The sequence below is a fragment of the Rhodococcus sp. 105337 genome, from assembly GCF_012844225.1.
Classification (GTDB): domain Bacteria; phylum Actinomycetota; class Actinomycetes; order Mycobacteriales; family Mycobacteriaceae; genus Rhodococcus.
This window is the reverse complement of the sequence record NZ_JABAGQ010000004.1, coordinates 35,418-57,950: the sequence shown is the minus strand read 5'-3', so window position 1 is coordinate 57,950 and position 22,533 is coordinate 35,418. Positions and strand designations below refer to the sequence as shown.

Below are 22,533 nucleotides of genomic sequence, written 5' to 3'. Positions count from 1 at the left end.
CGGACACAGTCGCGGACGCGATGCGTCGCCTGCGGGACAAGGCGGCGTCCGGAAACACCCGCGCGGCGCACCTGAGCGATTGGGCGATCTTCACGCGCTGGTGTGAGAGCACCGGGCACGCACCTCTGCCCGCCACGCCCGAACAAGTGGGCTGGTTTCTCACCGAGAAAGCCGCCGAACTCCGGCCCGACGGCCGCTGGGCGTACGCACCGTCGACCCTGTCCCGCTGGGTGTCGACGATCAACAAACTCCACGCCCTCGCCGGTCACCCGCGACCCGGGCAACACGAAAGCGTGCGGGATCTGTTGCGCGGCATTCGCCGTGAGCGCGCCACCCCGCCTGCCCGGCGGACACCGCTGCTCACCGACGACATCCGCAGCATCCTCGCCGACATGCGGACCACCGCGCGCGAGGGCGGATGGCCGGACCGTGCCGCCGAGCGGCGCGATTCGGCGCTGCTGCTCATCGGACTCGCCGGTGCGCTGCGCCGCAGCGAACTGTCCGCACTCGCCGTCTCGGACGTGGTGCCGCACCGTGCCGACGGGCTGTACGTGACGGTGCGCCGCTCCAAGACGGACCGCGAAGCCCGGGGCCGCACGGTGACCGTGCCGTACGGGTCCGATCCGCACACCTGCCCGGTGTGCGCGTACCGGCGCTGGCGGGAGGTTCTCGACGCGTGGGACGACGGGGGCCGCGCCGCGGTCGCCGAACTCCTCGCCGCGGACGCCGCTCCTGTCGACAACCATTGCTGCCGCGGCTTTTCCGTCGACACGACGGATGCGGACCGGCCGTTGTTCCGGCCCGTCCACCGCTCCGGGTCGCTCGGTGGGGGAGCGCTGACCGGGCAGTCGGTGCACTCGATGATCCAGCGCCGCGCGCTCCGGGCGGGGTTCAGCCCCGATCTGGTCGCGACCCTCGGCGGGCACAGTCTCCGCGCCGGGTTCGTCACCCAGGCGGTCCGCAACGGGGCGACCACGCAGACGATCATGACGCAGACCGGTCACGCCGACGAACGCATGGTCGCGCTCTACAGCCGGCACCACGCCGGACTGGTGGGCAACGCGGTCACGCACCTCGGACTCTGACGGATCCGCTCTCTGCGCAACCGAGCCGCCGCACACTCCGGGGGACTAGCGACCCGCCAGCACGTCGCCGAGGACCCGGGCGGCGTCGGGGAACGATCCGGGGTTCGCTCCGGAATAGTTGAGCCGCAGGTGCGGAGCGGTGGGCTCGGCAGGAAACCACTCGTCGCCCGGCGCCACGACGACACCCCTGGCTTCGCAGTCGCGGACGAGCGCGGGCAGGTCGGTACCGTCGGGAAGCCGCGCCCACAGGTGGAGGCCACCGGGCGGCACCGCCTCGATGTGCGCGGACGGTGCGTGCTCCCGCACCGCCGTGACGAGAAGGTCCCTGCGCGACGCGAGTTGGTGCCGGACCCCGCGAAGATGGGTACGCCAGGCCGGTTGTGAGACGACATCCCAGGCCACCGCCTGAAGCATCCCGCTGACGTACATCGACTGAGCCTGCACCTCGGCGAGGATGCGGTCGCGGGCCGGTCCGCGGGCGACGACGGCAGCGACACGCACGGACGGCGACACACTCTTGGTCAGGGACCGGAGGTAGACGACATGCCCGCTGTCGTCGAGGGCGGCGACCGGGTGCGCGTCGGTGGTGATCCCGAAGTCGTGCGCCCAATCGTCTTCGATGAGGAAGGCGCCCGCGTCCCGGACCAGGTCGAGGACGCGCTCGGTCAGCGCCGGCGGCCATTGCGCGCCGCTCGGGTTCGCGAAATTGGGCTGGGCATAGAACGCCCGGGCGCCGGTCCGCTCGAACGCCCGGGCGAGTTCGTCGGGATCGGGACCGGCGGGGCCACCGGCGACGGGTACGAGGCGGACCCCGGCGCGGGCCGCCGCGAGCATCGCGCCCCAATACGTGGGGGACTCCACCAGCAGCGGGTTCCCGGTTCCGACGAGGGCATGGAACGCGGCGCCGAGGCCGCCCTGACTTCCCGGAGTGATGATGACGTCGCTCGCGGACGGGGCAGCCACCCCGAGCGGAGTCGCCGCGCCGAGCTCGCCGGCAAACCACGCCTGAAGCTCCGGAATCCCCGCTGCGGGTGGGCGGGCGATGGCGGCGTCGCTGCGTGCGGCACGCCCGAACGCACCCCGAACGAGTCGCTCCGGGAGCAGTTCTCGATCCGGGTAGCCCGAGTGCAGGGCGATCACATCGTTCGGGACACTGCGCAGGGCCGAGGAGAAGCGGGGAATGCGGTGCTGGGGCGTGCCCAAGGCCGCGGTCTGCCAGCCGAAGTCGGTGGAATGCGCGATCCGGGCGGCGCGCACGAAGGTGCCGACACCCGGACGGCTCTCCACCGCGCCCGTGGCCTGCAGCGCGCGGAGGGCTTTCTGCACGGTCACCGGGCTCACCCCGTACTGCTCGACGAGTGCCCGCGTCGACGGCAATTGCGCGCCGGGCGACGCCGAGGCGATCCAGCGCTCGAGCCCGGCGACGATCCGCGCACTGCTACTATCATTCATGAGACACAAGAGTAGCGCTATCGTTTCCGGCAGGTTTGCGTTATCGTCACCCGAGCACGGACTCCGGTGGGGGCTGCTCGGAGTGGTCGCATTCTCCTTCACGCTCCCGATGACCCGCTTCGTGGTCGAGAAGGGTGCGATGACACCGCTGTTCGTCGGCGCCGGCCGTGCGGTGGTCGCCGGACTGCTGGCCGCGATCGCCTTGCTGCTCACCCGTCAGGTGCGCCCCCGCGGCTCCCAATGGATACGGCTGACCGCCGTCGCGGGCGGGGTGGTCATCGGCTTCCCCTTCCTGACGTCGTACGCCCTGACGACCGTGCCGGCGAGCCACGGCGCCGTGGTGGTGGCGATCCTGCCCGCCGCGACCGCCGTGGCAGCAGTTCTGCGCGGACGGGAGCGGCCGCCCGCCGCGTTCTGGGTCACCGCGGGTATCGGGACGGGTGCCGCGCTCGTGTTCGCGAGCCTGCAGACCGGCGGATTCGCCGGTCTCGAGGGAGCCGACGTACTGCTCTTCGGCGCCGTGATCGCGGCTGCCGTCGGCTACGCCGAAGGCGGATTGCTCTCCCGCGAACTCGGTGCGTGGCAGACCATTTCCTGGGCGCTCGTGCTGAGTACACCGTTCACCGTTGCGCTCACCGGGCTGTCGATGGCGGATCGGATGCCCACCGGCACGCTCCCCGAATGGGGCGCTTTCGCGTATCTGGGAATCGTGAGCATGTTCCTGGGTTTCTTCGCGTGGTACCGGGGACTGGCGATCGGCCCCATGGCGCAGGTCAGCCAGATCCAGCTCACCCAGCCCGTCATGACCATCTGCTGGGCCGCGCTGATCCTGCACGAACACCTCACCTGGCCGGTCGTCGGCGGAGGACTCGTCGTGATCCTGTGTGCCGCGACCGCCGTACGCACACGCGCCACGACCACGTCGCGGTCCCGTCCCGAAGAAAGTTCGCGCCGCGATGTCGAGAATCCGTCACCTGCTCCGTCTCCGTAGTGAGTGCGACCACAATGGGTCACACCGGACGCGAGGAGAAGACGATGGCCAAGTACCTCTTGCTCAAGCACTACCGCGGCGCTCCGGCGGCGGTCAACGACGTACCGATGGATCAGTGGACACCGGACGAAGTGTCCGACCACATCCGGTATATGAACGACTTCGCCGCACGACTCGAACAGACCGGCGAGTTCGTCGACGGACAGGCGCTCGCCCCGGAGGGCACCTTTGTCCGGTACGACGGGGAGGGCCGCCCACCCGTCACGGACGGACCGTTCGCCGAGACCAAGGACCTCATCGCCGGCTGGATGGTGATCGATGTGGACAGCTACGAGCGGGCTCTCGCTCTGGCCGGGGACCTTTCCGCCGCCCCCGGCGCCGGAGGAAAGCCGATTCACGAATGGCTCGAAGTACGTCCGTTCCTGACGGCGCCACCCACCGTCACCGAGTGACCCCGCAGTAGACGAAAACGAAGTGAACGACACCGAACTCCGTCACCTCACTCCGGTGGTGCTCGGCATCCTCGTCCGCCGCGGAGCAGAATTCGCGGCGGCCGAGGATGCCGTCCAGGACGCACTGATCGAAGCCCTCAGGGTGTGGCCGGACGATCCGCCCGACGACCCCAAGGGGTGGCTCGTCGCAGTCGCCTGGCGGCGGTTCCTCGACGCGACCCGTGCAGACGTGGCACGTCGGCGGCGTGAAGCGCTCGTCGCCCATGACCTCGAGAGGGCCGAACGCGGTTCCGGTGGTGGAGCATCGGACGCGCGCAGCGCTGCGCCACCGGCTGGGGTGGACGACACCCTCGCGCTCTACTTCCTGTGCGCTCACCCGGTGCTGACTCCGTCGTCGGCGGTCGCACTGACCTTGCGCGCGGTGGGCGGTCTGACCACGCGGCAGATCGCGCAGGCGTATCTGGTGCCCGAGGCGACGATGGCACAGCGCATCAGCAGGGCGAAACGCACGGTCTCCGGCGTGCGTTTCGACCGGCCCGGCGATGTCGCCACCGTGCTTCGGGTGCTCTACCTGGTGTTCAACGAGGGATACTCGGGGGACGTCGATCTCGCCGGCGAAGCGATCCGGCTCGGGCGGCAACTGGCAGCGGTGATCGATCATCCCGAAGTGCAGGGTTTGCTCGCCTTGATGCTGCTGCATCACGCGCGGCGCACTGCCCGGCTCTCGGCGGAGGGCAGCCTGATCCCGCTTGCGGAGCAGGACCGCACCCGGTGGGACACCACGTTGATAGCCGAGGGGATCGACATCCTGCAGGCGGCACTCGCCCGCGACCGGCTCGGCGAGTATCAGGCCCAGGCGGCGATCGCGGCTCTCCATGCCGACACTCCCACCGCCGAGGAAACCGACTGGGTGCAGATCGTCGAGTGGTACGACGAACTCACGCGGTTGACCGGCAATCCTGTCGTCCGGCTCAACCGGGCGGTGGCGGTCGGGGAGGCGGACGGACCGCGTGCCGGGCTGGCGGCGCTCGCCGAACTGGACGACTCGCTGCCCCGGTACCGGGCGGTCGCCGCGTATCTCCACGAACGTGACGGCGACCCGGCAACGGCGGCCCGGATGTATGCCGAGGCCGCCCGCGCCGCGCCCAACCTGGCCGAGCGCGAGCACCTCGTGCGGCAGGCCGCGCGGCTCAACACCGGCCTGTCGCGCTGACCGGGGAACAAAATCGACACCGCGGTGTTGAGGTGGGCAAGATAGTTGAGAAATCAATTATTTCCGCATCGAGGGAGGATCCACATGCCCGCCGTGACCGTAGACAACATCCTTGCCCTTCCGCGCATCACCGATCCGGTGCCCACTGCGCAGCCTCGACCGGTGCTGTCGGTGACGACCGCTCCTCGCGGCTTCGAGGGCGACGGGTTTCCCGTCCACCGCGCCTTCGCCGGCATCGAGATGCGGCACCTCGACCCCTTCATCCACATGGACCAGATGGGGGAGGTGCACTACGCACCCGGCGAACCGAAAGGTACCCCGTGGCATCCGCACCGCGGCTTCGAAACCGTGACCTACATGATCGACGGAACCATGGAGCACCAGGACTCGCACGGGGGAGGAGGCACCATCGCGAACGGTGACACCCAATGGATGACGGCCGGTGGCGGCATCCTGCACATCGAAACGCCACCGGAGCGCCTGGTGACCAGCGGCGGCCTGTTCCACGGCGTGCAGCTGTGGGTGAATCTGCCCCGTGAAGACAAACTGGTTGCGCCTCGCTACCAGGACATCTCCCGTGACCGCGTCACCTTGCTGTCCTCACCGGACGGTGGAGCGCTCATCCGGGTGATCGCCGGCGACCTCGACGGGCACCGCGGACCGGGCTCCACCCACACCCCGATCACCCTGCTGCACGTGAGCCTGGCGCGCGGTGCGCGCGTGACGGTGCCGTGGAATGCGGAGTTCAATGCCCTGGCGTACGTGCTGGCGGGAGACGGCTCCGCCGGTGCCGACCGCCGTCCGATCCACTCCGGGCAGACGGTGGTCTTCGGGCGCGGCGACACCCTGACGATCGACGCGGCCGACGAGCAGGACTCGCGTACCGACACGCTCGAGGTGTTCGTTCTGGGCGGCAAGCCGATTCGTGAACCTGTGGCGATGGCGGGGCCCTTCGTGATGAATACGAAGGCGGAGGTGATCGCCGCGTTCGAGGATTTCCAGGCGGGACGCTTCGGCTCCGTCCCCGCGACCGGCGGACTCCCAGGGCCGGCGCAGTAACTCGGTGCACGCCGTCGCGGGGGCGCGTCGCACCCATGCGTGAGGCGCGCACCCGGCGGGTACCCGGTCCGGGCACGGACCGATCTGCCGCCGGGCGACCGAGGAGAGCAATGGAGTCACGTACAGCGGAGTCACCACGAACAGCGACGGGCAGCGAGGCGGCAGTTCCGGTCGACTCCGAGTTCCACGACCTCGACGCATGGTGGCGCGCAGCGAATTATCTGTCGGTAGGTCAGATCTACCTCATGGACAATCCGCTTCTGCGGGAACCACTCCGGCCCGACCACATCAAACCCCGTCTGCTGGGGCACTGGGGGACCACCCCCGGACTCAACTTCATCTATGCGCACCTCAATCGGGTCATCACCGCCCGCGATCTCGACATGATCTACGTGATGGGCCCCGGCCACGGTGGCCCGGGCCCGGTCGCGGCGGGGTGGCTCGAAGGCACCTACAGCGAGCGTTATCCGGAGGTCTCACAGGACGAGGCCGGGATGGCTCGCCTGTTCACGCAGTTCTCCTTCCCCGGAGGCATTCCGAGCCACGTCGCCCCCGAAACGCCGGGTTCCATTCACGAGGGCGGCGAACTGGGGTACTCGCTCGCCCACGCTTACGGGGCTGCGTTCGACAATCCCGATCTGGTCGTCGCTGCGGTGATCGGCGACGGCGAGGCCGAAACAGGTCCGCTCGCCGCGAGTTGGCACTCGACCAAGTTCGTCGACCCGCGCCGGGACGGCGCCGTCCTCCCGATCCTGCATCTCAACGGTTACAAGATCGCCAACCCCACGGTGCTTGCGCGCATCGACCCCGGGGAACTCGACTCTCTGCTGCGCGGCTACGGCCACGACCCGATCGTGGTGGCCGGCTCCGACCCGGCCGAGATGCACCGGGCCTTCGCGTCGGCACTCGACCGGGCACTGAACCGTATCGACGAGATCCAGGAGCGCGCGCGCCGGACCGGCGATACGGAGCGTCCGGCATGGCCGATGATCGTGCTGCAGTCGCCCAAGGGGTGGACGGGTCCCGCCGAGGTCGACGGCACTCCGATCGAAGGCAGCTGGCGCGCGCACCAGGTGCCGTTCGGCAACGCCCGCAACGACGCCGGGCACCGCATGATCCTCGAAGAGTGGATGCGGAGCTATCGACCGGGAGAACTGTTCGACGACAACGGGGCTCCCGTCCCGCAGATCCGTGACCTGCATCCTTCGGGCGCACGGCGGATGAGCGCCAACCCCCACACCAACGGCGGCGCGATCCTGCGGGATCTCGCGTGCCCCGATTTCCGCGACTACGCCGTCCGCATCGGCACACCCGGAAACGAGACCGCCGAAGCGACCCGGGTGCTCGGCGACTTCCTCCGCGACGTGATGGTGCGCAATCCGAGCACCTTCCGGATGTTCGCGCCGGACGAGAACAATTCGAACCGGCTCAACGCCGTTCTCGAGGCCACCGACCGGACCTGGAATGCCCGGACGGTGCCGGGAGACGACCACCTCGCGCCCGACGGACGCGTAATGGAAGTGCTCTCCGAACACATGTGCCAGGGCTGGCTCGAGGGCTACCTGCTCACGGGACGGCACGGGCTCTTCTCCTGCTACGAGGCATTCGTCCACGTCGTGGATTCGATGTTCAACCAGCACGCGAAGTGGCTGCGCACCACCAACCGCATCGAGTGGCGCAAACCGATCCCGTCGCTCAATTACCTGCTGACCTCACATGTGTGGCGGCAGGACCACAACGGCTTCTCCCATCAGGACCCCGGCTTCATCGACCACGTCGTCAACAAGAAAGCCGAAGTCATCAGGGTCTATCTGCCGCCGGACGCCAACACCCTGCTGTCCGTCGCCGATCATTGCCTCCGCAGCCGCCAGTACGTCAACGTGATCGTCGCGGGCAAGCAACCGGAATTGCAGTACCTCGACATGGATGCGGCCGTCACCCACTGCACCAAGGGAATCGGCATCTGGGAGTGGGCTTCGACCGACGCCGGCGCGGAACCGGATGTGGTTCTCGGATGCGCCGGAGACGTACCCACGAAGGAAACGCTCGCGGCGGTCGACATTCTTCTCGGATACTTCCCGGACCTGAAGATCCGCGTCGTCAACGTCGTCGATCTCATGAGATTGCAAGACGACCGGGAACATCCCCACGGTCTGCCCGCCGCCGACTTCGATGCCCTGTTCACCACCGACAAGCCGGTCATCTTCGCCTACCACGGATACCCGTGGCTGGTTCACCGCCTCACCTACCGCCGCGCCAACCACGACAACATCCACGTGCGCGGTTATATCGAGGAAGGCACCACCACGACACCGTTCGATATGTGCGTCCTCAACCGGATCGACCGATTCCATCTCGCGAAGGACGTCATCGACCGGGTGGACCGCATCCGTCCCATCGCCGGTCACGCCCGCGAACACCTGCTGAACACGCTGGCCGAGCATCACCGCTACATCCGCACCCACGGTGAAGACATGCCGGAGGTCACCCAGTGGACATGGCGCGGGACGGACGCCGCACGATTCTCGTCGTGAGCCGCGGTCCCGCGGGCCCCGTTCAGGCGAGATCTGTTTCCGGCCGCCGCAAGACGGGCTCACCGCGGACGAGACGGGCGATGTCGACCTGGTCGAGCGAGGTGACCACGAGGTCGGCACCGGCCTCGGCGAGGCCGACCTCGTCGTCCGCGCGCGCGACCCCGATCGAGAGCATGTGTCCGGCTTCGGCGGCTTCGATTCCGCTCACCGCGTCTTCGACGACCACACATGCTTCCGCCGGGACACCGAGTTCGGCGGCCGCAGTGACAAATATTTCGGGATCCGGCTTCCCGCGGGCGAAATCGCGACCGGACAGGTCTGCGTCGAACATGTCGCTCAGCGTGGCGCCCTCGTCGATCGAGGCGGTATCGAGACCCTCATCCCGCGCGAACACGTCCATCCGGACGGCCCGCAGGAACCGGAACGCGTTTTTCGACGACGACGCCGCGGCGAGTGGGACCCCAGCGGCCCGCATCGCGAGCACGAACCGCAAGGCATCCGGGTACGCCCGGAACCTGCCGTCGTCGATCAAGCGGATCAACAGATCCTGCTTGCGATCCGCATAGGTGCGGAGGTGTTCGTCGTCATCCGGGATCCCGAAGTACCGCAACGCGGCACCGGCGCCCTCCATGCGCGGCCGGCCCGACATCACCTCCTGGTACACCAGGGGAGTGAACGCGTCTTCCGACCACGAACTGCGGTCCCGGATCGGAGCCCATTCGCCGAGCATCAGGTCGCGGAGGCTCTCCCGCCACGCGTGCTCGTGGGGTGAATCGACGAGCACCCCGTCGACATCGAAGATCGCGCCGCGCAGTCCGTGCTCGCTCATCGTCGCTCCCGTCGTCCGGTCAGGCCGGTAGCTCGTGGCGATCCGGTGCCGCCGGCACCGGCGGAATATGGAACACGTGCGACGCGCCCGCCCCGAGTTCGACGATGTTGTCGGCGACGCCCACCCGCACCGGCACCCGGAAACCTTCGACCTCGGCGAGGACGGTCAACTTGTCGCCCACGATGCGCACGCGCAGGGGAGTGCCGCGATACCGCATCGAGAACGACACCCCGTCGAGCCGGTCCATCAGGCGAGGGCGGAACATCAGCGCGCCGCCGTAGATACGGGCGCCGACGTAGTAGCGCTGCACCAGGTCCAGCGTTCCGGCCATCACCCCCATGTGGATGCCTTCTTTGGTGGTGCCGCCCTGCAGGTCGCTCACATCGCTCTCGAGCGCCACCATGAACCGCTCCCACGACGACTCCGGATCGAACGCCGCCAGCACGCCGGCGTAGGTGAGGAAACTCAGCGTCGACCCGTGTGAAGTCCGCTGGTCGTAGTACTCGACCGTCCGCACAGCGAGTGCGCGGTCGACGTCGTAGCCGAGTCGCGCGAACAACGGTTGCAACTCGTTGAAGTCGAACAGGAAGAACAGCATCACCGCGTCGGCCTGCTTGGAGACCTTGTACCGGTTCGGGTCCTTGCCCTCCGCCCGCAGGATGCGGTCCATCCGCTGGATGTTGCCGTACTTCTGCCGGTAGTGGTCCCAGTCGAGTTCCTCGAGGTCTTCGTATCCCTCGAACTGACTGATCACCCCGTCGTGGAACGGCACGTACATCTTGGTGGTCATCTCCGACCACGTCTCCAACTCCTCGTCGGTCACGCGCAAGCGGGCGCGCAGCGCGGTCTGGCGACTCGCGGACAGGCGTTCGAGCACGTCGAGTGCTTTTCCGGCGATCCACGCGACCATGACGTTGGTGTAGGCGTTGTTGTTCAGTCCCGCTGCCTCGACATCCGGGTATCGCTCGTGAAATTCGTCGGGCCCCATCACGCCGTGGATTTCGTAGCGGTCCCGTTCGGGGTTGTACCGGGCGATGGACGACCAGAACCGTGCGATCTCGAGCATCAACTCGGCGCCGAAATCGGCGAGGAAATCGAAGTCGTCGGTCGCCTGGTAGTACCGCCACACGTTGTAGAAAATCGCTGCGCTCACATGGCGCTGGTTGCGGCTCAGGTCCGGATCCCACTGTCCCGACAGGGGATTGAGGTGAACGGTCTGGGTTTCCTCGGTGCCGTCGCTACCGCTCTGCCAGGGGAACATCGCACCGTCGTACCCGGCGTCCCGCGCCGCGGCCTGGGCCTCACCCAACCGGCGGTACCGGTAGCCGATCAGGCCTCGTGTCACGTCGGGCATGCGCAGGTCGAGGAACGGATAGACGTACAACTCGTCCCAGAACACATGCCCGCGATACGCCTCGCCGTTGAGCCCGCGCGCCGGCACGCCGGCATCGTGCCGCGCGGTGTGCCGCGAACAGACCTGCAGCACGTGCGCGACGTGCAACCGCAGCAACATCTGGACGCGGGGTTCACGGGGCACCCGGATATCGCAGATGTCCCACAGTTCGTCCCATGCGGCCTCGTGCTCGGCGTAGGCCTCGTCGAAGCCCGGATACCGCACCACGTGGCGTCCGGCCGCGGCGAGGGGCTCGGTGATCGCGTCGTCGCGGGCGGTGAACATCGCCACGAGCTTCTCGACCCGCACGGGCGTGCCCTGGGTGACATCGAACGCCAGCACCTGCTGGATGTAGTCCTCCATCTGGTACAGGTCGCGCTCGACGTCGAGGCAGTCCTGCTCGCCTTCGTAGAAGACCTGCGTGCGGGCAGCCTGCGCGATGTAGATGTCGGATTGCCGTGTCTGCACCTTCAGGGCGATCGTGTCGGCGCTGAAGGTTCGGGGGGAGACCGGATCGAGGTGGCGACCCTCGAGTTCGCGGTAGCGCGCGACCGCTCGGTTGGTCATGCGTCCGTCGAGCGCCGACACCAATTCGATGCGGCCGGACCAGTTCTCGGGGGTGATGGTCCAGGACAGGCCGCTCTGGTGCCGGTGCGCCATACTCACGAAGCGCCGGCTGTGCAGGGTGGTTTCACGGCCCTTCCGGTCCCGGAACCGGATCTTGCGCATCACGGTGGCGGTGCGGATGTCGTAGATGTGCCGGTACGACAGGATTTCGACGTTCGACAGCCGGATCGCGTCTTCGCCCTCGATGCGCATTTTCAGCACCAGCCAGTTGGGGAGGTTGACCAGATCCTCGTTGAGGACGGGGCGACCCCCCATGATGGTGGTCTCACGGTTGTAGCAGCCGTGGGAGTACGTGCCGGGATAGTGGACTTCGCCCATGTCCTCCCACTCCGCCGTGCCCCGCGTGCAGAAGTATCCGTTGCCGGTGGACGTCATCGCCTCGCGGAGTCCTTCTTCGTCCGCATCGAAGGTGGTGTATTCGAGAGTGAACTCCGGGTCGGACACGCTTACCTCCAGGGCGAGTAGCGGTGGGCGACGGATCAGCGGGCCAGGCCGGTCAGGAACTTCTCGACGTCCTGCACCGAGTCGAGCACGAAATCGGCGGCCGTGGTGCGGCCCGCCATCTCCGGGTCGTCGGGACGGCCCACGAGGATGCCGATACCCCGGCCGCGCAGGGCCCGGAACGCGCTTTCGTCGGTGATGTCGTCGCCGAGATAGAGCGGAACGATGTCGTCGGAGTCGAGCCCGAGAACGTCGATGAGGTGCAGGACGGCTTTGCCCTTGTTCCAGTCGATCGCCGGGGTGAACTCGTAGACCATCTTCCCCGGGACCAGAGTCAGACGATCGCTGTTCCGGTCGCGCAATTCGTGGATGATCTCGTCGACGCGGGCGCGGGTATCCGGTGCGGCCTGCCGGTAGTGCACGGCGACCGACGCGTGTTTGGCTTCGATGGTGACACCGTCGAGACCGTGGAGCCTCTCACGCAGGGTGGCGGTCGTTTCCGCGATCAGGTCCGTGAAGTCGGTGAGCGCCTCGTGCACCACCGGCCCCTGCTCGGGACTCCAGATGTCGAACCCGTGGCTTCCGGCGACGATCAGGTCGTCGACGCCCATCAGTTGCTGCACGACCTGGCGGTCGCGCCCGGTGACGATGCACACCGAGCACCGGTCCGCCAGATCGAGCACGGTCCGGCGCATGCTGTCGGCCCAGACCGCGTCCTCGGGGCGGGAAACGATGGGTGTGAGTACGCCGTCGTAATCCAGGAACACTGCCGGCCGGCGGCCCTCCAAACGCTGCCGCAATGCTTCAGAGCCGAGGGCCGGGGGCAGATCTCCCACGGTCGACACCGTTTCCATGTCGTCCGTACCTCCTGCAGTCGGGGTCGTCGTCAACGGGTTCACGGCTCCGGGCGGTACCTGTCCGCCGGGGGCCGCCCTCCCCGAACCGTACACCTCACGGACTTGCGTCCGGAGGCATTGGAAGGGGCGCGATCCGCCGTCAGCGGATCGGGCGCCGCCACCGGGCGTCGTCGGCGGTCAGTTGCGTGACCAGGTGCTCCGACGCGTCGGCATTGCGGAACGGGCCGGCGAGCAGATCGGCGTAGACGTGGGACGGTGCGACGTACCGCAATCCTCCGCGACGGTCCATGCGATCGAACACGACGGGCGACCAGGGGATCGCGACGACGACGTCGCCTCCCCGGTCCACCGGGCGCAGGCCGAGGACGGCCGCGAACTCGTCCGGATCGTCGGCGTAGACCTCGAGGAGCGCCGGTTCGGCGTAGTCGGTCGCTCCTACTCCGGTGAGCGCGTAGGGGATATCGACGTGCTCGGCGAGCCGGTTGCGGATTGCTGCCACGCCGTCCGGCGCCGCGAAACGGCGGATCGGGCAGACCTTCCGGTCGTCGGCCCACGCACGCAGCATCGGCTCCCACCGCACTTCGGTGATGGCACCGCGGGGAATGCGGCGGATGAGTTCGCGTTCGACCAGGACCTCGACGACGCGGTAGGTGGCGCCGGTCGACGCTCCCGACAGCTTGATCAGCTCGGGAACGGTGATCTCGCCCTCGTGGTCCGCCAGCGCGCGGACCACCCGATCGGACGGTTCACCGGTGAGGACTCCGGAGGGTCTGCCCGGGCCACGCCACGGATCGGCGTCGGCGCCGCGGTTACGCACCCAGATGGCCGGGCGTGCCGCCACGAGGGCGAGGTTGCCGGTGGCGTCGGCATAGGAGATGCCGTGCTGGTCGAGCTGGCGACGGACCGGATCGGACAAATAGTGGGCACAGACGAATCCCCGGTCGGATTCGGTCAATTCGGCCGTGATGCGCGCGACGTCACCGCTGAGCACTCCGCGCGAAGGTATGACCGCGAAGGACACCGACTCGCCGTCGGGTGCGGTGACGAGGAGCCGGCGGGGCGCCTCGGGGGAGCGGGACCGGTCGGCGCTCAGACTCCATCCGAGCGGCAGGCAGGCTTCGAGACCCGCGGCGGCGCGCCGGTAGATGTCGATGTGGCGTTCGGGGCGCGGCCCGGCCGGATTCTCGACGGTGGTCGGGGAGTCCAGTTGTGTCACATCCACCACAGTAGTCACTCTGTGCACGACGGAAAAGGCTTTTTCTCGAATTTCCGATGCGGCGGTCCACCCGGTGCCCTCGACGAAGACGAACAATCCATGCGCTAGCGTCTTTCGCATGACTGACAGCGCCGGCCGGATCGCATTCATCCAGGCCACATGGCATCGCAACATCGTCGACCAGGCCAAGGCCGGGTTCACCGACGAGATCGTCTCGCTCGGATGGTCCGCCGAGAACATCGACTACTTCGAGGTCCCCGGGGCGTTCGAGATCCCCCTGCACGCCGCACGTCTGGCGCGCACCGGCCGGTACGCCGGCATCGTCGCCGCGGGACTGGTCGTCGACGGCGGGATCTACCGCCACGACTTCGTGGCCACCGCCGTCATCGACGGCTTGATGCGCGTGCAGCTCGACACCGATGTACCGGTGTTCTCCGTCGTGCTCACTCCGCATCACTTCCACGAGCACGACGAGCACGTCTCGTACTACACCCGCCACTTCGTGACGAAGGGCGCCGAAGCGGCTCGCGCACTCGATGCCACCGTCACGTCGCTGCGCGCGTTGCCGACCGCGGACTGATCCGCGGCCGGCAACGCGTCGGGCATTTACCGCTCCGGTCGCTGCGTCTCACTCTCGATGACGGGACTGCCGGCGACGGGAGAGACAGCGGGGGTGGACTCGGTGCGATTCCGGTAGGCGGCCCGGGCGTTCTCGTCCGATTCGAGAACGACGGACTGCAGTCCGAACGCGCCGGAGATCCGGTGCCGGGCCGCCTCCGGCATCAAACGCAGGACGGCGAGGATGCCGCCCGCGGTCCGGGGCACGTAACGCAGACCCGGACGTCCCGAGCCGATCACCGCGGTGATCGCCTGGGCGACATCCTCGGGACCCACCATCGCGACGCGCTGGATCAACGCGTTGGGCTTGATGCCCGCGATCAGTTCGGTGCGTACGAATCCCGGCGCGATCGTCGAGACCGTGACGCCGGAACCGGCGAGTTCCTGCCGCAGCACGGAGCCCAGACCGATCACCGCATGCTTGGTGGCCGAGTACACGGCGATCCCCGGTGCGCCCTCGATGCCGACGATGGACCCGAGGTTGACGATGTGACCGTGCCCCTGCTCGGTGAAGCGCGCGGCCGCGAGTTTGCAGCCGATGATCACGCCCCGCACGTTGATGCCGATCTGGCGGTCGGACACCGCGTCGGACTCGTCGAGGAACCGTCCGGTCGGCATGATGCCGGCGTTGTTGACCACGACGTCGAGTCCGCCGAGTTCGATTGCGGCGAGATCGAGAAACTGCTCGAACGAGCCGCGGTCGGTGACGTCGAGTGGCAACCCGAGGACGGTCGAACCGAATCGTGCGGTCAGCGCGGCAGCCGTTTCCTCCACCAGGGCCGTATCGATGTCGCCGATGACGACCTGTGCTCCGGCGCGGAGAAGGGCCTCCGCGGTCGATCGTCCGATACCGCGTGCGCCGCCGGTGATCGCGACGCGCTTGCCCTGTGCACCTCGGGTCATGTGTTGCCGTCCTTAACTCTCGAGCGGGTATTGCCGTGTGCTCACGCTAGAAAGCGGATCGCCGCAGATCCATGCCGAAAGCGGCTGTTTCTTGTGAATTTCGGCCACGTGGCCGATGATGGCACGTCGTGACGACCTTGGTCCCTCGCCGTGCCGCGACCAGCGCACGGCTTCTCGTGGACTTCGCCCGGGAACGCGGTATCGACACCCATCTGGTTCTCCGCGGCACCGGACTACCGGCCGAGGGACTCTCGGATCCCACGAGCGAGATCACGGACGAACAGGAACTGGCGCTGATCCGGAATCTGGTGGCGGAACTCGACGATGCTCCAGGGTGCGGGTTCACGCTCGGTGCGTCGTATCAGGCCGCCGTGCACGGCATCTACGGGTACGCGTTGATGAGTTGTGCGACCGTCCGGGAGGGGATCGAGGTGGGAACGCGTTACTTCGACCTCTCGTACGCGTTCTCGCGGGCAACGTTGGCGTACGCCGACGGTGAGGTGCGGTTCTCGCTCGACGATCGTGAGGTGCCGCGCGATGTACGGGGATTCCTTCTCGAACGCGACCTGTCCGGAATCCTGGCGCACTGGACGGCGTTGTGGGGCAACCCGGTCGAGGTGCGGCGGATCGAAGTGAACGAGTCGCTGTTCGGTCGCATCGCACCGATGGTGCGTGAACACGGCTACGAGGTGGTGTCTGTATCCGGGCCGCACACGGTCGTGGTGGACGCGGCGGCGGTGGAACGTCCGATGCCCACCGCCAGCGCGGCCGCGTCGGCGGTGCTGCTCGAAGAGTGCGCAGAACTCCTTCAGCGGCGGCGATTCCGCAGTGGAACCGCATTCCGGGTCCGTGAGATCCTGCTTCGTGCCGCGTCGTCGGGTGCGACGCAACAGCGTGTCGCGGGGGAGTTGGGGCTCAGCGTGCGGACGCTGCGGAGGAGGCTCGAGGAGGAAGGAACGTCGTACCGGGAGGTCGTGGCGGAGACGTACAGCGCGGTGGCCGAGGAACTTCTCGCTGCGGGGCTGTCGGTCGAGCGGGTGGCACACCGCTTGGGGTATTCCGACGCGTCGAGCTTCACGGTAGCTTTCACGAGGTGGACGGGAACGACTCCGGGCCGGCGGGCCAGGGGAGTGCGTGGATGAAGGATAGGCAGCTTGATCCTTTTCCGGGGGAACGGCATTCGCGGCGGGGAAGGACGACGACATGGGAGTAGGGCGCACCCGAAATGCGGGTTCGGCGGAGGACGCGACCCTGGAAGATATTCTGGATCGGACGGAATATACAAATAACAGAAATATCCGCCATTTCCACCACCAACTCGTCTCGATCCCGCCAGTCACCAACACTTCACGTGACTCGCAGCTACGCCGGGGGTCTGTGGAAGTAGCGGGCGAGCCTGCGATGCCGGTGGGCGAACAGTCCCGCGATCACGCGGTGCGCCACGGCGACGACGATCGGTACACGCGACAGGGGCGCGCGCAACTCGAAGGTGAGGCGATCGTGGACACGGGTTCCGCCGGACGGCAGCGGTTGTAGTTCGCGTTCGTGCTCCCATCGGCGCAGGAGCACCATGCTGGACTTCTCGTGGAACCGGCGACCGGGTTCGACGGCAGCGACGGTGAGGTCATCGAATTCGACCGGCAGTATCCCGAAGAGCAGGAGCGGTGCACGGCCCAGGCGCACGCCGACCGGCACCTCGTCGATGGACTGGCCCCGGACCGCACGCGGCATGCGCATCGACAGCACGGGGGCGAGTTCGTCGTTGATACCGCCGGGATCTGTGATGCGGGCCCAGACCGCGGGGCTCGCGGCGGGAAGGACCGACTCGTGTTCGACGACGACACACCCCACTGTGGGCACCCTTCCCTCGGGGGAAGGACGATAGCAGGAGTGTTACTGCGATCCCGAGAAGGACGAGGACAGCAGGATTCGGCCTTCGCTCACCTGCACCGCGTAGGTGCGTACCGATCCGATCCCGTGCGCGGCGCACGCACCCGTGTCGAACGAGAACGCGTACTGATGCAGCGGGCACACGACGCCGGTGTGGTCGATCTGCCCGTCGGCCAACGGCCCTCCCTTGTGCGGGCACACGGCGTCGGTCGCGCGGACCGAACCGTCGGACAACAGGAACACGGCGATCTGTCGGCCGTCGACCGTATAGGTGCGCCCCTCGCCGCGGGTGAGATCCGAGACCGGTCCGAGGCCGACGACGGCACTGTCGTCCACGGCGGTCATCGAACGGGGACCTGGGGGAGGGCCAGCAACGGCAGCGACGGCGCAAACTGCGCGGGAGACTTGGGGTCCGAACGGTCGAGCCAGGGATCACGGTAGCCGGCGACGGCGACCTCGACGCGTTCGTCCAGTCCGGACACCAAGTTCTCCTCGTCTCGAATCAGCAGGTCCTGTAGTCGGTCCAGACCGATGCGCGGCACGAAGGCGTAGGTCCGCTCGAGCCACTGCGCGTTCTCGCGGTAGTACTGGATGAACCGTCCCGCCACGGAAAGCACCTCGTCGGCGGAGCCCACCGTCGCGAGAAGGTCACCTTTGCGGACGTGTGCACCGGCGGCGCCGCCGACGTAGATCTCCCACCGCCCGTCGCCGACGGCGACCACCCCGAGGTCCTTGCACAGCGCCTCGGAACAGTTGCGGGGACACCCCGCCACCGCCAATTTGAGCTTGGCCGGTGTCTCGAGCCCCTGGAAGCGTTCCTCGAGTGCGATACCCAAATTCGTGGAGTCGCCCAGACCGAACCGGCAGAAATCGCTGCCCACGCAGGTTTTCACAGTGCGGAAACTCTTGCCGTAGGCGAAGCCCGACGGCATATCGAGATCTGCCCAGACCTTCGGCAGGTCCTCCTTCTTGATGCCGAGGAGATCGATCCGCTGACCACCGGTGACCTTCACCATGGGCACCCGGTACTTGTCGGCGACATCGGCGATCCGGCGCAACTGATCCGGTGTGGTCACCCCGCCCTTCATCTGAGGCACCACCGAAAATGTGCCGTCCCGCTGGATATTGGCGTGCACACGGTCGTTGATATAGAGCGCGCCACGCTCGTCGACCCAGTCGGGGCCCCACAGTGTGCGCAACAGCGACGCCAGCGGCATCTTCGCGGAGGCGTCCTCGCGGCCCCCGGTCGCGAGTTTCGCGAACACCTGCGACACCGCGCGCAGGTCGTGCTCGCGGATAGCGGCGATCAGGTCGGGTTTGGTCAGCGGGATGCACGGCACATACCAGTTCGCGGCGGGGTCCTCGGCGAGCGCGCCGCCGGCCGCGCACGCGACGATGTCACCCACGAGCGCCTTGCACGACCCGCAGCCCTTGCCCGCCCGAGTGGTGGCGCAGACGTCCGCGAGGCTGGCCGCTCCGCCGTGGACACAGGCCACGATGTCGCCCTTGGTGACGCCGTTGCAGTTGCACACCTGGGTGCTGTCGGGCAGATCTGCCGCCACGTCGGCGCCCTGGGGCTCTCCGATGTCGAACAGCAGGGCCGCGCGATCCTGGGGGACCTCGATCATTCCGTCGAAGGCCTGTCCGAGCATCGACGCCCGGCCGATGTCGCCGAGCAGCATCGCGCCGATCAGTTGGTCGTCACGCACGACGACGGCCTTGTACACACCGCTGCGCGGGTCGTAGAACTGCACGAACTCGTCGTCTTCGCGTTCGGGTCCCTTCACGCCCATCGCGGCGACGTCGATACCGGCGACCTTGAGCTTGGTGGTGGTCCGCGAGCCCTCGTACGCGGCGTGCGGGTCGGTGCCGGTGAGATGCTCGGCGAGCACGACGGCCTGCTCCCACACGGGTGCGACGAGTCCGTACACCTCGCCGCGGTGCTGCACGCATTCCCCGACGGCGTACACGCTCGATTCGCCGTCGCAGCGCAACTGATCGTCGACGACCAGGCCGCGCTCGACGAGAAGACCTCCGGTGCGCGCGAATTCGGTGTTGGGGCGGATACCTGCCGCGACGACCACCATGTCCGCCGGGACGACGGTGTCGTCGGAGAACCGGACCCCGACCACCTCGCCGTGGCCGTCGCGCTCGATGCCGATCGTGCGTGTACCCGTGTGCACGGTGACCCCGAGTTTCTCGATCTCGGTGCGCAGGACGCGGCCGCCGCGCTCGTCGAGTTGCTGGTTCATCAGGTGCCCGGGCGAATGCACGACCGTCACCTCGAGTCCCTGGGTGCGTAACCCGTACGCGGCCTCGAGGCCGAGCAGGCCGCCGCCGACGACCACTGCCGACACGTCGTCGCGGGACTCCGCCATCTGGAGCATGCCGTTGGTATCGGCGAGGGTGCGGAAACCGAACACGCCGCGCCCGAGGCGGCCGTCCGCTTCGCGCAGGCCGTCCATGTTGGGGAAGAAGGTCGACGATCCGGTGGCGACGACAAGCACGTCGTAGCCCGCCACCCGGCCGGATTCACAGGTGACCGTCTTGGCGAACCGGTCGAGGCGGACCGCGCGGTCGCCCGCGAAGAGGGTGATGCCGTGCTCCCGGTACCAGCTCATCGGATTGAGCACGAGATCGTCGTCGTCGGCGGTCGCTTCGCCGGACAGGACGTGCGAGAGCATGATCCGGTTGTAGTTGCCGTACGGCTCGTCGCCGATCATGGTGATGTCGAAGAGCTCTCGTCCACCTCGCGCGAGGATCTCTTCGACGGTGCGTGCACCTGCCATGCCGTTGCCCACGACGAGGAGCCGCCGACGCGGTGTCTCCGGTTGGGGCTGGGTCGATGTCATGCTTCGAGGGTCGGCCGCGTCGGTGACGGATCGGCTGCCGGCGCGTTACATGCCGATCAGGAAGACCTCACCCCGTCCTTGCCGGAACTGTCAGGTCGCGGCGACGCAGGCATCGCGAGCGGGGTGACGACGGCGAGCAGCACCGCGGGCACGAGGAACGCGGCGGTCGGATCCGCCGAGTACACGGGCGTGAGTGCCAGCGGAGCGAACGCGCCACCGCCGAACCGGAAGGCCTGCACCACCGACACCGCGCCGCCGCGGTTGGCTCCGGGATCGCCCAGGACGGCGGCATTGACGCCGACGAGCACGCATTGCGAGGCGACGCCCGCGAGGAACCAGGCGACGGCGACAACCATGAGATTCGTCACCGTACCGACGGTGACCACCAGCACTGCGCCGACGACGGCACCGATGAGGACGGTGCGCCGCGCGCCGATCCGGTCGACGAGGATCCCGACGCGCCGGGCGGTGAGGATGCCGGCGAACCCGAGGACGGTGAGCAGCGCGCCGCGCTCGGACGGGGTGAGGGCGAACACGTCCTCGGCGCGGAAGGCGAGGAGGAAGTTGAGTCCGCCGATCGCACCCCAGCCGAGCAACGCCACGATGCCGACGCGGACGATGCGGGGACGCAGCGCGTCGCGAAGCCGGGCGGGTTCGCCGGCGGTGTCCTCGTCGACGGTGCCCGGTAGTCCGATGCACGCGAGCGCCAGTGCGGCGGCGGCGAGCACCACGAAGGCCCATCGCCAGTCGATCTCGGCGGCGAGCCCGCCGACGAGCGGCGCGAAGGTCAGCCCGGCGGCTTGCAGGGCACCGAAGAGACCCAGTGCGCGACCGAGCCGATTCTGCGGTGTCAGGGACGCGAGGGCCGCGAGCAGCAGCGGTGTGGTGAAGGCGTTGGCCGCGCCCTGGAGCATGCGGGCACCGAGCAGCACGGTCAGAGTGGGGGCGAGCGCGGCGGCGACGGACACCACCGCGTAGGCGAGGTAGGCGAGGCGGACCGTGCGGGCCCGGCCCCAGCGGGCACCGAGGGTGCCGGAGAACAGCATGGCGGCGGCGAAGACACCGAGGTAGGCGGTCACGGAGGTGGCCGCGGTGGCGGCCGTGACGCCCAGGTCGGCGCCCATCTCGGGAAGCATCGAGACGACGACGCTGCCGCCGAACGGGCCGAGGAAGCCGCCTGTGTAGAGCGCCGCGCGCGGGAGTGCCGCGCGCAGGGCGCTCACTGGGCGAGTCCGCCGGGACCGCGTCGACGCAGGTAGCGCTCGAATTCGGCGGCGATGGCATCGCCGTCGATGTTGGAGATGTCGTCGGTGATGTCGGATTCGGCTTCGGCGTCGCCGCGTTCTTCGAGTCCGCGGACGTAGTCGGCGACGTCTTCGTCGTCGTCGGTCATCTCGGTGACGGCCTCTTCCCATTCTTCGGCGAGGACGGGCAGTTCGCCGAGGGGAACTTCGACATCGAGGATGTCTTCGAGCCGGCGGAGGAGTTCGACGGTGGCTTTGGGGTTGGGCGGGTGCGAGACGTAGTGGGGGACCGCTGCCCAGAAGGACACGGCGGGGATGCCGGCGCGGACGCAGGCGTCCTGGAGGACGCCGGTGATCCCGGTGGGTCCTTCGTAGCGTGATTTTTCGAGGTTGAAGCGTTTGGCGGCTTCGGCGCTGTACGCGGTGCCGGTCACCGGGACGGGCCGGGTGTGGGGAGTGTCGGCGAGCAGGGCGCCGAGGAGGATGACGGTGTGGACGCCGATGTCGTCGATGAGTTCGATGATGGCGTCGCAGAAGCTGCGCCAGCGCATGTTGGGTTCGATGCCGCGCAGCAGCACGATGTCGCGCTCGCTGCCGGGCAGTGCGCAGACCGACAGCCGGGTGGCGGGCCAGTCGAGTTCGCGGCTGACGCCGTCGACGAGCCGGACCTGGGGACGGTTGACCTGGTAGTCGTAGTAGTCCTCGGAGTCCAGTTCGGCGAAGGGTTCGGCGTCCCAGATCAGTTCGAGGTGTTCGACGGCTCCGCTGGCGGCGTCGCCTGCGTCGTTCCATCCTTCGAACGCGGCAACGAGCACCGGATCACGGAGGACGGGTACGTCCTGGTCCGGGGTGTCGGAGTTCTCGCGTGCATTCACTC

General features: G+C 68.1%; 19 protein-coding genes. 8 read left to right on the top strand and 11 right to left on the bottom strand.

Annotation, left to right across the window (positions count from 1 at the left end; all coding sequences use genetic code 11):
* Positions 1–20: 20 nt before the first annotated feature.
* Positions 21–1,085 carry a tyrosine-type recombinase/integrase gene (locus HF886_RS08565; RefSeq protein WP_169652203.1) on the top strand — a complete coding sequence of 355 codons (1,065 nt, stop codon included), beginning with the start codon at positions 21–23 and terminating at the stop codon, positions 1,083–1,085.
* 45 nt (positions 1,086–1,130) lie between these two features.
* On the opposite strand, the gene HF886_RS08560 is transcribed toward HF886_RS08565, so the two are convergent.
* Entirely contained in the window at positions 1,131–2,537 is a 1,407-nt protein-coding gene (locus tag HF886_RS08560; RefSeq protein WP_169652078.1) for a PLP-dependent aminotransferase family protein, read from the bottom strand.
* Here HF886_RS08560 and HF886_RS08555 point away from each other — a divergent pair.
* From HF886_RS08555 to HF886_RS08535, 5 genes are all read left to right on the top strand, one after another.
* Positions 2,536–3,528, top strand: coding sequence for a DMT family transporter (locus tag HF886_RS08555; RefSeq protein ID WP_169652077.1), 993 nt, complete (start codon positions 2,536–2,538; stop codon positions 3,526–3,528). The two genes, HF886_RS08560 and HF886_RS08555, sit on opposite strands and share 2 nt — an antisense overlap.
* Positions 3,529–3,572: 44 nt before the next feature.
* Positions 3,573–3,980 (top strand): YciI family protein, encoded by a 408-nt coding sequence (locus HF886_RS08550; RefSeq protein ID WP_169622251.1) that lies wholly within the window; start codon positions 3,573–3,575, stop codon positions 3,978–3,980.
* A 22-nt stretch (positions 3,981–4,002) separates the two neighbouring features.
* Positions 4,003–5,193, top strand: coding sequence for a DUF6596 domain-containing protein (locus HF886_RS08545; protein ID WP_169622252.1), 1,191 nt, complete (start codon positions 4,003–4,005; stop codon positions 5,191–5,193).
* Positions 5,194–5,277: 84 nt separating this feature from the next.
* Positions 5,278–6,252: a pirin family protein gene (locus HF886_RS08540; protein ID WP_169652076.1), complete on the top strand. Its 975-nt coding sequence runs from the start codon at positions 5,278–5,280 to the stop codon at positions 6,250–6,252.
* Between the two features lie 110 nt (positions 6,253–6,362).
* Positions 6,363–8,786: a phosphoketolase family protein gene (locus tag HF886_RS08535; protein WP_169652075.1), complete on the top strand. Its 2,424-nt coding sequence runs from the start codon at positions 6,363–6,365 to the stop codon at positions 8,784–8,786.
* Between the two features lie 22 nt (positions 8,787–8,808).
* On the opposite strand, the gene HF886_RS08530 is transcribed toward HF886_RS08535, so the two are convergent.
* The 4 genes from HF886_RS08530 to HF886_RS08515 all read right to left on the bottom strand — a co-directional run bounded on the left by HF886_RS08530 (position 8,809) and on the right by HF886_RS08515 (position 14,155).
* The gene (locus HF886_RS08530) at positions 8,809–9,615 is read right to left on the bottom strand and encodes an HAD-IA family hydrolase (protein ID WP_169652074.1); all 807 of its coding nucleotides are present in this window, start codon (positions 9,613–9,615) and stop codon (positions 8,809–8,811) included.
* Between the two features lie 19 nt (positions 9,616–9,634).
* Entirely contained in the window at positions 9,635–12,079 is a 2,445-nt protein-coding gene (locus HF886_RS08525; protein WP_169652073.1) for a glycoside hydrolase family 65 protein, read from the bottom strand.
* 35 nt (positions 12,080–12,114) lie between these two features.
* Positions 12,115–12,930 (bottom strand): trehalose-phosphatase, encoded by an 816-nt coding sequence (gene otsB, locus HF886_RS08520; RefSeq protein ID WP_169652072.1) that lies wholly within the window; start codon positions 12,928–12,930, stop codon positions 12,115–12,117.
* A gap of 142 nt (positions 12,931–13,072) precedes the next feature.
* Positions 13,073–14,155, bottom strand: a complete 1,083-nt coding sequence (locus HF886_RS08515) for a helix-turn-helix domain-containing protein (protein ID WP_346765341.1) — start codon at positions 14,153–14,155, stop codon at positions 13,073–13,075.
* A gap of 112 nt (positions 14,156–14,267) precedes the next feature.
* On the opposite strand from HF886_RS08515, the gene HF886_RS08510 reads away from it, so the two are divergent.
* Positions 14,268–14,729 carry a 6,7-dimethyl-8-ribityllumazine synthase gene (locus HF886_RS08510; protein WP_169622258.1) on the top strand — a complete coding sequence of 154 codons (462 nt, stop codon included), beginning with the start codon at positions 14,268–14,270 and terminating at the stop codon, positions 14,727–14,729.
* Positions 14,730–14,755: 26 nt separating this feature from the next.
* Here HF886_RS08510 and HF886_RS08505 read toward each other — a convergent pair whose 3' ends face one another.
* The gene (locus HF886_RS08505) at positions 14,756–15,670 is read right to left on the bottom strand and encodes an SDR family oxidoreductase (RefSeq protein ID WP_169652071.1); all 915 of its coding nucleotides are present in this window, start codon (positions 15,668–15,670) and stop codon (positions 14,756–14,758) included.
* Positions 15,671–15,798: 128 nt separating this feature from the next.
* Here HF886_RS08505 and HF886_RS08500 point away from each other — a divergent pair, with 128 nt between their 5' ends.
* Entirely contained in the window at positions 15,799–16,812 is a 1,014-nt protein-coding gene (locus HF886_RS08500; RefSeq protein ID WP_169652070.1) for an AraC family transcriptional regulator, read from the top strand.
* Between the two features lie 220 nt (positions 16,813–17,032).
* On the opposite strand, the gene HF886_RS08495 is transcribed toward HF886_RS08500, so the two are convergent.
* Genes HF886_RS08495 through HF886_RS08475 form a run of 5 tightly spaced genes read right to left on the bottom strand, consistent with a single transcriptional unit; the run spans position 17,033 to position 22,531 of the window.
* Complete coding sequence (locus HF886_RS08495; protein ID WP_240954980.1) at positions 17,033–17,530, bottom strand: hypothetical protein; 498 nt, start codon at positions 17,528–17,530, stop codon at positions 17,033–17,035.
* A gap of 33 nt (positions 17,531–17,563) precedes the next feature.
* Entirely contained in the window at positions 17,564–17,905 is a 342-nt protein-coding gene (locus tag HF886_RS08490) for a Rieske 2Fe-2S domain-containing protein (protein WP_169622261.1), read from the bottom strand.
* On the bottom strand, positions 17,902–20,412 hold the full coding sequence (nirB, locus tag HF886_RS08485; RefSeq protein ID WP_169652069.1) for a nitrite reductase large subunit NirB: 2,511 nt from the start codon (positions 20,410–20,412) through the stop codon (positions 17,902–17,904). Before nirB ends, HF886_RS08490 begins: the two co-directional genes overlap by 4 nt.
* A gap of 56 nt (positions 20,413–20,468) precedes the next feature.
* The gene (locus HF886_RS08480; RefSeq protein WP_169622263.1) at positions 20,469–21,635 is read right to left on the bottom strand and encodes an MFS transporter; all 1,167 of its coding nucleotides are present in this window, start codon (positions 21,633–21,635) and stop codon (positions 20,469–20,471) included.
* Positions 21,632–22,531: a PAC2 family protein gene (locus tag HF886_RS08475; protein WP_169622264.1), complete on the bottom strand. Its 900-nt coding sequence runs from the start codon at positions 22,529–22,531 to the stop codon at positions 21,632–21,634. The genes HF886_RS08480 and HF886_RS08475 overlap by 4 nt, the downstream gene beginning before the upstream one ends.
* Positions 22,532–22,533: the final 2 nt, after the last annotated feature.

Excerpts from the sequence above, each read along its gene's own strand:
- HF886_RS08565 (WP_169652203.1), top strand. The coding sequence starts at position 21 with ATGCGTCGCCTGCGGGACAAGGCGGCGTCCGGAAACACCCGCGCGGCG.
- HF886_RS08555 (WP_169652077.1), top strand. The coding sequence starts at position 2,536 with ATGAGACACAAGAGTAGCGCTATCGTTTCCGGCAGGTTTGCGTTATCG.
- HF886_RS08560 (WP_169652078.1), bottom strand. The coding sequence starts at position 2,537 with ATGAATGATAGTAGCAGTGCGCGGATCGTCGCCGGGCTCGAGCGCTGG.
- HF886_RS08550 (WP_169622251.1), top strand. The coding sequence starts at position 3,573 with ATGGCCAAGTACCTCTTGCTCAAGCACTACCGCGGCGCTCCGGCGGCG.
- HF886_RS08540 (WP_169652076.1), top strand. The coding sequence starts at position 5,278 with ATGCCCGCCGTGACCGTAGACAACATCCTTGCCCTTCCGCGCATCACC.
- HF886_RS08535 (WP_169652075.1), top strand. The coding sequence starts at position 6,363 with ATGGAGTCACGTACAGCGGAGTCACCACGAACAGCGACGGGCAGCGAG.
- HF886_RS08530 (WP_169652074.1), bottom strand. The coding sequence starts at position 9,615 with ATGAGCGAGCACGGACTGCGCGGCGCGATCTTCGATGTCGACGGGGTG.
- otsB (WP_169652072.1), bottom strand. The coding sequence starts at position 12,930 with ATGGAAACGGTGTCGACCGTGGGAGATCTGCCCCCGGCCCTCGGCTCT.
- HF886_RS08510 (WP_169622258.1), top strand. The coding sequence starts at position 14,268 with ATGACTGACAGCGCCGGCCGGATCGCATTCATCCAGGCCACATGGCAT.
- HF886_RS08505 (WP_169652071.1), bottom strand. The coding sequence starts at position 15,670 with ATGACCCGAGGTGCACAGGGCAAGCGCGTCGCGATCACCGGCGGCGCA.
- HF886_RS08490 (WP_169622261.1), bottom strand. The coding sequence starts at position 17,905 with ATGACCGCCGTGGACGACAGTGCCGTCGTCGGCCTCGGACCGGTCTCG.
- nirB (WP_169652069.1), bottom strand. The coding sequence starts at position 20,412 with ATGACATCGACCCAGCCCCAACCGGAGACACCGCGTCGGCGGCTCCTC.